Source organism: Arenibacter sp. 6A1, assembly GCF_012272855.1.
In the GTDB taxonomy this organism is placed as follows: Bacteria; Bacteroidota; Bacteroidia; order Flavobacteriales; family Flavobacteriaceae; genus Arenibacter.
The window spans coordinates 17638-28965 of the sequence record NZ_JAAXCQ010000028.1; the positions used below are offsets into that span (position 1 = coordinate 17638).

The following is an 11328-nucleotide window of genomic DNA, read 5'->3' on the forward strand; positions in this document are numbered from 1 at the left end:
ACATAATCGATTAAAAGAAGCGGGGATTAACTTTATATCTTGTCCGTGTACCTAACTCAAAACGTAAAAATATTTCATGTGATCCATCATTATAATTACTGAGTTCAGTAGTATCATAATCATATGAATATCCTATCATAATGTTCTCATTGATTTGAAAACCTGCCAATGCGCTCACAGCAGCATCCCATCGATATGCTGCTCCAAGAGTTACTCTTTCTTGGAGAAGAAAATTAGCAGAAAAATCTACACCAATGGGTGCTCCTGCTACTACTTTAGTTAATACTGCTGGTTTAAATTTAAGGTCAGAATTAAGATCAAAAACATAACCTGCCGTTAAAAATACATGCATTTTTTCTTTGGCCGTTGAGACTTTAATGTCATCATAGTGATCGGTCTCAAGCAAGTTTGGGGAGGAAAAACCTAGATACCACCTATTAGAGTGTAGATAAAAACCTGTTCCTACTACTGGTGATAGAACATTTCTATTAACTAAATCATGATCATTTGGATCATAGATCAGCAACTTATCAGTATCTATTTCGAATAGATTTATACCTGCCTTAAGACCAAATGATAACTTCACATTATTACTATTGAGCTGTATCGTGTATGAAAAATCCGTGGAAATGGTATTTTCAGAAGAAGGACCTATTTTATCACTTGTTACGCCTAAACCTAAACCTACTCGGTCTACTCCTAATGGTGTATTTATAGAAAAGTTTAGCGTTTCAGGTGCTCCATCTAAACCAACCCATTGATTACGATAAATAGCCATAGCTGTAAGTGATCCACGATTACCTGCATACGCCGGATTAAAGCTAATGGTATTATACATGTATTGTGTATATTGTGAGTATTGCTGTGCGTTGACTGATAGATTGCTTAGTAGTACGCATATGATACCACAGATTTTTAATAAAGCTTTTTTCATAATTTTTAATTAATTTCCGGAAAGAAAAAGGTAGCCAGCTTTTTTTTGATGTTTCAAACCATTATCGGATTCGTACTCATAATTTAACACATAGAAATAAGTTCCTGATGGCAATAGATTATCACTATTTAAGGTTGATCTTCCTTCAGAATAACCTCTAAAGACATTACCTTCAACTCCGTAATTTTTGGATTCAAATACCTTTACACCCCACCTATTGAAGATTTGAACATTTAAGTTTTGGGCGCATGTATTATTCGTGTTATCAATACGGAAATAATCATTAACGCCGTCATTATTAGGGGTAACAGCATTATAAACAATAATTTCACAAGGAAGATTTTCATTTCCTTTGACTCTTGCTAAAGTAAATACCCCAAATTTACTAACACCTGTAGTCACCGTTTTTTCATTAATATTGACGATACCTCCTTCATCAACCCACATATTTGTTTCTACATCCCAGCGGACGATATGGATATTATCTTCCTTTGGAGCGGCAATAATTTCCTCTTGAGAGGTTTCCTCTCTCCAGGAAAGACTTATCATTATATCTTGTTCCGGACCTGTCGGATCGATCGTCCAGTATTCTTTATTATTAATTAGCGAAACAATACCTGATCTAAGATTGTGAGGGAATAAATCATCCGAGTTTTTTAAATAATATTTAATTTGATAATTGATTAAGGTGTCGATAGTCTTTACTGCGGCAAAACGATAATAACCGCCGTCCCCTATAGGATAAATAAAATCTTTATCTCCTATTTTTTCAACTATACCGTTGACATGGCTAAAATCTGAAGTATTGGTATGAGCAGCTTTCTCTCTAAAAACAAATGTGCCCCCCAAATTATCGTTATGAACAATACCATTGGAAAAATTGACTAATCCGTACGCATTAATTTGGTTATAAAGATGAAATGGAGCCTCTTCACTGGTGTTTTGAAATAAAATATCGTTAAAGTAAATTGGCTGAGACCCATGTATCTTTTGTATATGAGACCCTTTAAATATAGTTAATCCAGAATCTTCAATAAAATCTAGTATTCCGTCATTTTTTAAATCATCGTATAAATAAACCTCACCATCATTGATAAACGTAGCGGTCGGTTCATTAAAGAAACTAGACTTTACACTGACCAAGGTGTTTGGGAAAACATATACTTCTCCTTTATTATGCATATCGCCATTTTGAGCTACTGCATAGCCACTAAGCAATATTAATAAGTATAGATACCGCATGTATTAGATTTTTAAATTTTCGAAAGCAGAACGCTTCCTATTCCAATTAGTTTACTTTACAACAAATATTACAGTAATATATGAGTACGGTCCGGCATTAGCGATTACCTCATAAGTCATCTCTCCAGTATCACTGATACTTACATTACTAATAACAGTTTCATCATAATCAGTCACATAATAATATAGATCCTCTGCGGATGGTAGATGGGGAATTTCAGCAGGTGCATTCGGATTTTTGACAAAAATCCCTGTATTTTGTCCTGTAAATTGCTTTATATACTCAGCATGCAAATCTTTTGATTTGGCGCCCTTTGTAGATGTATCAAACAAAATAGTAGGCATATAAAAAAACTTAGGCATCGCCGCTTTTACTTCTACTTCATAGGTAGTATGCTTAGGGTTATTTGCGTCTACTAGTGGAGTAACATTCACATAGCCATCTGCACCAGCTACTTCATAGGTAAGCTGGTTATTGGATAGCCACTCCTCTAAATTAATGGTTACATACTCTGTCCCATTGAAATATTGGAAAACCATTTCACCGCCAACTTCTTTATAAGTCACATTTCCGTCTACTTCAGCAGAAATATTCATAATTATTTGCTCGATACTAATATCGTCTCCTTGGTAAGTAATTGTTTGATTTAAGATATGCTCAAAATTAGCCGCTACATCATCAGCAACTTCAATAGCAATAACACCAGAGGCATCATTTGGCATATTTGATATATCCGTATTAGCAGCATCTGCAGCCAACCAATCTTTAATGGCTTCTTCCGAAAAGTAATAATACACCGTTGGTGAAGTAACTTTACCATCAGTATCATATAAAGCTTCTGCTTTTCTAACAAAAGTATTGGTCTCAGCATTCTGAACTAAATCTTCTAAGCTAATTTTAGTTTCAACACCTAAATCATTTATATAAAAAAAGTCTGTTCCATCATACTTAACATTAGCGTAACTATCTCCTTGTGGCATTAAACGCTTCCACTCCGTCTCAAACCAATAGTAATAACCTGGCGCTACACCATTGGCATCAGTAGGGTTAAACACCAATAAGCTATTTACGTTCCCACCATCTATAGAAGTGGCATCGGTTAAACTTTCCAGTGCCACCTGTGGAATTAAAACCCCTTTATCGGCAGCTTCAATATGAAGTTGTGTAGATGGATTTGGGTTTGGGGTACCAATTCCAGTTTGTGCAATTGCACTTAATCCAGATAACGCGAGTGTTAGGGTTAAAATTATATTTCTCATAGCGATATGTATTTTATGACTGAAAGCCATACTATAGGCTTAGTTTTAGTTTTTAGTTCCTTAGTTTGTTAGTAATATTGGGGTTACTTAGTAGTTTGGTATTTATAGTTGTACAAGGTTCTACTGCAAGTAATTCTACCGGTGGAAAAACGGAAACTCCAACAATTGTTTTGATGCCCACGGTTATACGATCGAAGGGTGCACCAGGCATGAAAGGTAGGTTTACCACTTCTCCATTGCTCAAAAGATTTAATACATTAACCCCATTCACTAGGCCATTTTGCCAATCCAAAGTAGTTACTTCTGTATTTCCTAAATATGCCTTAATTTCTAAGCTGCCCAATAGATCTAGATCTATTCCTCCTGCTTGAGTTTTAAAAGAAATATTAACAACTTCGTCTACATCAGAAACCTTATTAAAGTAAATCCATTGTTTGGTTGATGTACCAATCCCTAAAGTTCCATTGCTAATAAGTGATCCTTGAGTACTGTTTGCATTAAGAGCGAATTCTGCATTGGTTACGCCTGCACCGGACAAATCATTAACAGATAGATTCAGACCATTAAATTCATAGGAGGTTGCAAAAGGCGCCATACAGTCGGCAATGCTGGTTTCATGGCACATACCATAAATGTTCATAGTATTGGGTTGTGATCCTACACCCAACAAAGCATTTGTAGCATCGGTGATACGTACGGATTTGTAATCAGCTGTAGGGGTAACTGCGATATAGTAACGTCCTTCTTTGTCTTGCACCACGCGAATAGCATCGGAGGCAGAAGCTCCACTACTAGCTGCTTCGTCTATAACATTTCCATTTACATCTTTCACTTCTACTTTAAAGAAGTGCTTTCCTAAAAGGACATTATCTAGTAATCCAGTAACCAAATTCCCTAAACTACCACTCACCAGACTCTCTAAGATTCCTGGATCAAAATCTATACGAATATAAGAAGTCGTTCCGGAAGAAACGGGCTGATTATAACCTAGCTCTACGAAACCTTCTAAATCATTTATTCCAAAAAGCACCCCTGCACCAGATTTTAAAGTTGCATAACTGTCAAAATTACCATCAAAAAGGTTCTGGACATTATCTGCATTATCAGCAGCTAGTAATTCTGTAGCGCAGGAAGGATCCATAAAAGGAGATTCACCAATGGTCAGAGGACACGTATCTCCATAACGCTCTACGCTGTATACTCGTAAAGGTTCAGCGGCTACATTAACACTTGCTATAGACTCTGCTCCAACATCTACTCGGTCAAAAGTACCGCTTGGCTCATACTCCAACTCTACTATACCCCCCGAATTAAATAAGGTAAGTACGTCTATATTATTCAGTAAACCTGCTTGTAAGGTTTCATTACCACCTACTTGTACATTGCCATTAAAGAATTTAATTTGATACCTTCCTAATACATCCAGACTTAAAGGAGACGAAGGTTCGATTGCCAATCTAATTTTAACCTTGTCACCAGTTTTTGATGGTTGACTAAAGTATACGGTTTGATATACATGTGATAATACGCCTGCTATACCCAGATTAATCTCCGAATAATCCGAGGAATTTTCGCTTATTGCCCTATAGGCATTTGTTACGCCTACGCTTGAAATATTACCAACATTTAAACCAATGCCACCTCCACGGTAAGAAGTAAAGTTGGCCGGTAAACAGCTATCTGTTCCTAACTCAAAACACGCATTGTAAACGTCTAAAGCTGCTTTTTTACCTGTAGACAATAAAGCAACTACATTATTAGTAATACGTATACGATTGTAAGTTACATTAGGTGTAATAGCAATATAATACCGCCCAATATTGTCTTGCACCATGGTAGTTGCACCATTTGATGTTCCTTCAAAAGCATTGGAACTAGTACCAGTAAGGACAGCTGTATCCCCATTTTTAGCTTCTACTTCAAAATACTGATTTCCTAAGAGCAAGTTATTAGCTAAATCCCCCACCAACTTCCCTAAGCTACCACCCACTAACCTATCCAATACATCCTCATCGTAATTAATACGTACATAGGTAGTTTTGTTAGCAGGGACAGTTTGGCCAAGGTCCATTTCTATAAATCCGGCTGTTGGACCACTTACTAATAAGTTTCCTGAATCAGCATAAAGCGTTGCGTAGGATTCGTTATTTCCATCTACGGCACGTTGTGCAAAATCTACATTATCAAAATCTATTAATCTACTTGCACAGGAAGGCGTTTCAAATGGAGTACTTGTTGCGGCTGGTAAAGCAGCTATCTCTGGGTTAGCACAACCCGCTGCGTCATCATAACGTTGTACGTCGTAAATATATAAAGCTGAGCCTGCCACACTTAACCCCACTGGAGAAGAAAGACTTACGGCTGCACGATCAAACTCACGACCTGGTGCAAATGTCATTGTAATAGGATTGCCAGATTGTAATAAACCTAAAGCGTCTGTATTGTTCAACAAACTGCTATGTAATGAGCGGCGATATACCTCTTCATCACCATTATAAAGCACTACTTCAGCTGCTCCTAATAAATCTGTATTAACAAGACCTCCTGAACTTAGAGATAGTTTTATATTTATCGTAGATGTCTCGGATGAAATTGTTGGAAAATAAAAATATTGAGATAAACTACCTGCAACATCAACACTCAGTAATGAACCTTGTTTTAAAGTGGAGAAAGAAGATTCATCACCATCTATAGCTTTATAAAAAGTATCCTCATTCGCTAAATTGCCTAACAAAGTCAATCCAAGCCCGGAAGCATCAAAGGAAGTGCCTATTGGACGCCCACAATTTGTTTCATTGCCTGTATAATAAAAAGCATCATATACATCGAATTTTTTATCTCCAGTTAATCCCAAAAGAGCGTTACTTGAGTTCTCAATTTTCAACCGATTGAAAGACTCCACGGACTGTAAGGCAAACATATAGTCACCATCTTTATCCTGAATAAACTTGATACGTGAGTCTTGAAAACCGCTCGTTGATCTACTTGAAAAAAGCTTAACACCACCACTGTAAGCACCTATTTCAAATGAATGACTACCTAACAATAAATTGTTTAAAGAACCTACAAGTAGATTCCCAACACTACCCCCTAACAGTCTTTTTAAAATATCTTGATCACCTGCATTAACTTTAACGTAGACAGGTTTTTTAGAAGGAATAACATTAGTAAACTCTAAGCCTAAAGAACCAGATTTCCTACCCAAACCTACAGCTCCCGGATGCGCTCTCAAGGTAGCCTTTGTGGATTCATTACCATCTACAGCATTTCCTTGATTATCAACATTTTTATATTCATATACTGTTACGGCATAATCCTTCGTCTGCGCCAAACTTTGTTCTGGCATCCACACCAATAGCAGAAATAACACCCCAAGACCCCACGAAGTTTTGTTTTGGAAAATTAAATTTTGTAAAAATTTCTTCATTGTATAAACTGTTTCTAACTCTTGGCTTTGTCTTCCTTCCTAACCTCTAAAAGCTTGACACAACTATAACCTGACCAATTAATATTTAAAAATACTCCCCGCCCCTTAGCAGGGAGCATTTCAGCATTATTATCCTAATGATTATTGTACTACAGTAAACTCTATAATCACCTCATAAACTCCTTCAGGCAAAACCTGATAGTGATTTCCTATCCCTATATTAAAGGCTACATTATTCCCTAAAATCACATGATCTGTAGTTGATTTAGTTAGCAAATTACCACCTTGATACAGTGAAATAGAAACCACTCCGGCAGGAGCTTGCGGCAAAGAAACTCCACCAGTCACTGCTGTATGCACACCTATAGTAGTGGTTGTTTTATACGCAGCTACAGCTTTACCATCTATAGTATCCCCTGTATAGATCAAAGTATTCTCTACATACTTATTTCCTAATACATTCTTTAATTCCTGAACCTGTGTAGAATTATCGATTAGGTTCTGAATTAAAGTTTTAGAAACATCTATAAGTTGTGGATCACCATTAACATCGTAGTAATATAAAACGCCAGTATAATCTGTTGTACCTATTTTGATATCACCGAAAAGCACATTTCCACCTCCATTTAGAATATTGGTAATCGAGGTTTGCACATCTTCATTATTCTCAATCGAAAAAAGTAGGTCTTCGGTTATATTCAAATAATCCGTTCTACCTTCTTCTGCTTCATACTTATATAGGATTTGTCCCGCTTTTGTAGGTGTAGGCTCTACTCTAGCATCTATATAAGTAGGCGTCTCACCGTCTGCATTTATCGCTGCCCTGGTTATTTTCGTTTTAGTTTCAAAATCAGCAACCAAATCTCCTAAATTGATAGTGACGTACTGATCCGTAGCTTTGTTGTAGTATTTAAACACCCATTCATCCGCTGCATTAGGATCATTTGGATTCTTGTCATTTACATAAATCACATTACCATCTGTTTCTGAAGAAATCATTTGAATAATTTCCTCAATAGTAAGCTGATTGTTTTCATAGGTGATAGTTTGCTTTAAAATATGCTCAAAATTTGTCGCCACATCGTCAGCAACAGAAATTGCTACAACCCCTGGAGCCGTATTTGGCATGTTGTTCTCTGGATCGGTATTAGTTAAAGCTGCCGCTAACCAATCTTTGATTGCGGTTTCCGAGAAGTAATAATAAACAGTTGGTGAAGTTACTGTGCCATCAGTTTCAATTACAGCATCTACTTTACGGATAAAAGTATTACTCTCTAAATTCTGAACTAACTCATTTAAGTTTATTGTTAGATACTCTGTACCATTGTAGTACTGAAAAACCATCTCTCCCCCTACTTCTGTATAAATTACATTTCCAGCTACTTCTGAAGAAATCATTTGAATAATCTCCTCAACCGTATGCTGACCATTTTCATAGGTTATCGTCTGATTTAAAATATGCTCAAAGTTAGCCGCTACGTCATCAGCCACCTCTATCGCTACAACACCTAGAGCATCATTAGGCATATTTGCTGGATCTGTATTAGCAACATCCGCATTTAACCAATCTTTTATTGCTGTTTCAGAGAAGTAGTAATAAACAGTCCGAGTAGCTAAAACGCCATTTGTTTCAACATTTTCATCTACTTTACGGATAAATGTATTACTCTCTGAATTCTGAACTAACTCTGAAAGACTGATTGTTTCATACTTATTATTAGCGGCATCGTAATACTGAAAAACCATTTCGCCACCAACTTCTGTATAGATCACATTTCCATCTACTTGAGATGAAATTTTTTGAATAACCTGCTCAATAGTAATTTGTTCTCCTTCGTAAGTGATTTTTTGATTTAAAATATGTTCAAAATTCTCTACAACATCACCAACAACATTGATAGTTACCACTCCTGCCTCATCAATAGGCATTGCCGTCAAAGGATCTAGTCCCGCGTTTGCAGGAACTGACAACCAAGTTTTAATAGCAGACTCTGAGAAGAAATGATACGTATCAGGAGCATCTGTATTTTCTTGCACTCTAATAAAAGTATTTGTTTCCGATCCGGCCACCATTGCACTTATATCAATAAGTGTTTTACCATATGTTTTAGTTGTAGCATCATACGCCACTACATAAAAGGAATTGTTTGGTTCATCCCAAACCACTGTTGAGTGATTTTCTGAAATAATTGGATTCCCATTATCATCTTTGTTATTTGGGTTAGACGGCGCTATATAATTAATAAGATCATTTATTTGCCCAATAGACTTATTGAAGGTGTCACCAAGGTTCTCTATAGCCGCATATAAGTCTTTTTTATTAATAACACGTTGCCATTGCCCATTCTGCCAATAATAAAAACCAGGATAAACAGCATCAGCTGTTTCCAAATCTAGAGACTGCCCTATATTATATACAAGTAAACTCTCTACTTCTAATCCATCAATAGGGGTAAAAGTTCCTGTACTGGTTAGTTTGACTCTAGGTATCAAGACCCCTTTATTGTCAGCCTTGACCTCTAACAAAGTCGCGTCACTAGGCTCCGGAGTCCCTATTCCTACCTGAGCATTTGTATGATAAGACACAGCCAGAAAAGCAGCCGTAGCCAAAATTGTAATTTTTTTCATGTATGAAATGTTAAATTAAAATGATTGAACTTTTAAAGTTTGAGAAAATGTATTATCTATAAAGTCTTATACTAATCCTATTCCTACACATAATAAAAACCTATTCTTATTCGTTTTTAAGGGTTAGGTAGTCAAATTATGAAGCGCAAATTTGCAATAATCATTTTTCCATAAATAATTGTTGTCTACACGTATTACGTAATTAGTAGGCGGTATTCTTTTATATATTACGTAAAACGTTAAGCCTAAACGTGATCTCTACACGCTTACGATCAAAAAGTTACAGTGTATTTTAAGACTTATTCCTTACAATGATCATTATCATTCATCTAGCTGGAGGTTGTTGAAGATTTCACCAGCAAATAGTAGTGCTTTAACGATTTTATTTTATTATTTAAAGAATTATATGTCATCCCGTACCGTTCAAATCAAACTTAGCAAGCATGAAGTCACTATTTATCATAATCCAAAATATTTTCACCTACATTTTGGTTCCAATATCAGGGCTTCTATACTGGAAGAATACTTGATCTAGTGTTTATAAGCCAGATCCGGAGATTTAAAGTTGATGGAATTGTATAGGCTTAAGTACTGTAGCTCAGTTTTGACTAAAAACATCTAAAAGTAATAGGATTCTTTACGATAAGCATCTTTTTTCTCCCTTACCAACCCATCTAAAAACGATTGATTACTTGGAAAATGTAAGGCTACTCAACATCAGCCCCTTATACTTTTGAAGTAAATGAAATTAATAGATCGGCACAATTATGAAGACCAATAAAGTATGTGCCAAGGCCTAGATATATGTGTCTACCCCAAGCTTGAAAACAATAATTAAAGTTGTAAGAAATGAATAATTTATTCAATCCCTATTTTATCGGTAGCACTATGCTTTAAACTTTCGATAAATGAAGAGGGGGTTGTTCCAGTAATTTTTTTGAAAGTAACCGAAAACCTAGTATGGGAAGAAAATCCGCATTTATCAGCTAAATAGCTTATTTTGTATTGTAGAAAATCAGGATCCCTTTCCAAACAATCGATAATATAGCTTATCCTCAATTCGTTAACATAAGTAGTAAAGTCTGTCTGCTTATGCTCCTTTATAACATAGGATAAATACCGTGTGTTTGTTTGAATTTTGGCAGCAAGGGTTGTTAAAGAGGTACCCTTGTCCAAAAATTCTTTAGAATATTCAAATCGCTCTAATTTACCCAAAATATAATTTTCCGATTCTTTGGGCATATAAGTTCCTTGCTCTATTATTCTAGACTGACTTTCAATCTTAGCCTTTCCATTATTTTTAAGAATACGGTTTTTGGTATTTTTTTGACTCTTTTTGTTTCGATACAAGAAAACCCATACCATAATGATTAATATTAACAGACTTGTCCCCAATAAAAGTATTATATTATTTCTATGTTCAATCTGCATTTCTAATCTCTTTTCCTCTAAAATTTGTAACAGTTGATTGGCAATTTCTTTTCGGTTTTGCTCATCCATTAAAGTTAATTCCTCTCTCTTTTCGTTATAAAGAATATAGCTATCATTGTCATTTCGGGCTTTATAATAGTCCTGAAAGGACTTGTATACTTCTATCTTTAAATCAAAAAAATTAGAAGTATTGGCTATATCTAAAGCTTTTTCTAAATTTAGAAGGGCATTTTTAAAATCACCTTTAAGCATATAAGATTGCCCTAATCCATTATATATAAATCCTAATATAGGACTTTTGTAGTCGGTAAGTAACAATACACAATGATTGGTAACTTGGAGTACAGAGTTTTTGGCAACAAGAGTACACAATTATTTAAAAGTACATTGATTAATTTTCATTATC

The 11328-nt window shown here is 35.6% G+C and carries 6 protein-coding genes; all 6 read right to left on the minus strand.

The window, feature by feature from the left end:
* Positions 1-10: 10 nt before the first annotated feature.
* The 6 genes from HCG49_RS17780 to HCG49_RS17805 all read right to left on the minus strand — a co-directional run bounded on the left by HCG49_RS17780 (position 11) and on the right by HCG49_RS17805 (position 11294).
* Positions 11-934 carry a type IX secretion system membrane protein PorP/SprF gene (locus tag HCG49_RS17780; RefSeq protein ID WP_168470831.1) on the minus strand — a complete coding sequence of 308 codons (924 nt, stop codon included), beginning with the start codon at positions 932-934 and terminating at the stop codon, positions 11-13.
* 9 nt (positions 935-943) lie between these two features.
* Positions 944-2116, minus strand: coding sequence for a gliding motility-associated C-terminal domain-containing protein (locus HCG49_RS17785; RefSeq protein WP_168470832.1), 1173 nt, complete (start codon positions 2114-2116; stop codon positions 944-946).
* 111 nt (positions 2117-2227) lie between these two features.
* Positions 2228-3436 carry a hypothetical protein gene (locus HCG49_RS17790; protein ID WP_168470833.1) on the minus strand — a complete coding sequence of 403 codons (1209 nt, stop codon included), beginning with the start codon at positions 3434-3436 and terminating at the stop codon, positions 2228-2230.
* A gap of 52 nt (positions 3437-3488) precedes the next feature.
* Entirely contained in the window at positions 3489-6863 is a 3375-nt protein-coding gene (locus tag HCG49_RS17795) for a hypothetical protein (RefSeq protein WP_168470834.1), read from the minus strand.
* A gap of 141 nt (positions 6864-7004) precedes the next feature.
* The gene (locus tag HCG49_RS17800; RefSeq protein ID WP_168470835.1) at positions 7005-9491 is read right to left on the minus strand and encodes a hypothetical protein; all 2487 of its coding nucleotides are present in this window, start codon (positions 9489-9491) and stop codon (positions 7005-7007) included.
* Between the two features lie 858 nt (positions 9492-10349).
* Positions 10350-11294 carry a response regulator transcription factor gene (locus HCG49_RS17805; RefSeq protein ID WP_168470836.1) on the minus strand — a complete coding sequence of 315 codons (945 nt, stop codon included), beginning with the start codon at positions 11292-11294 and terminating at the stop codon, positions 10350-10352.
* Positions 11295-11328 lie beyond the last annotated feature (34 nt).

Excerpts from the sequence above, each read along its gene's own strand:
- HCG49_RS17780 (WP_168470831.1), bottom strand. The coding sequence starts at position 934 with ATGAAAAAAGCTTTATTAAAAATCTGTGGTATCATATGCGTACTACTA.
- HCG49_RS17785 (WP_168470832.1), bottom strand. The coding sequence starts at position 2,116 with ATGCATAATAAAGGAGAAGTATATGTTTTCCCAAACACCTTGGTCAGT.
- HCG49_RS17790 (WP_168470833.1), bottom strand. The coding sequence starts at position 3,436 with ATGAGAAATATAATTTTAACCCTAACACTCGCGTTATCTGGATTAAGT.
- HCG49_RS17795 (WP_168470834.1), bottom strand. The coding sequence starts at position 6,863 with ATGAAGAAATTTTTACAAAATTTAATTTTCCAAAACAAAACTTCGTGG.
- HCG49_RS17800 (WP_168470835.1), bottom strand. The coding sequence starts at position 9,491 with ATGAAAAAAATTACAATTTTGGCTACGGCTGCTTTTCTGGCTGTGTCT.